The 268-nt window shown below is 56.0% G+C and carries 1 tRNA gene; it reads left to right on the forward strand.

Features of this window, described 5'->3' with window-relative positions:
• The first annotated feature begins 183 nt into the window (after positions 1–183).
• Positions 184–259 (forward strand) — tRNA-Ala (locus OGY83_RS00010).
• Positions 260–268 lie beyond the last annotated feature (9 nt).

Here is a 268-nt window from a genome sequence, read left to right on the forward strand (position 1 = left end):
GCTTGTAGCTCAGGTGGTTAGAGCGCACCCCTGATAAGGGTGAGGTCGGTGGTTCAAGTCCACTCAGGCCTACCAAATTCGCCTCCGTGCTGTGTTACGGCGATGCTCGCATACTTCAGTATGCTTCGCACCACCGCGCCTTGCCCGGAAACGAATTAGGGTACAGAGATTAGCATTTACGATGGGGTTATAGCTCAGCTGGGAGAGCGCCTGCCTTGCACGCAGGAGGTCTGCGGTTCGATCCCGCATAGCTCCACCATCCTTTACT

It is taken from the genome of Citrobacter sp. Cpo090 (assembly GCF_030332665.1).
Lineage (GTDB): Bacteria > Pseudomonadota > Gammaproteobacteria > Enterobacterales > Enterobacteriaceae > Citrobacter > Citrobacter portucalensis.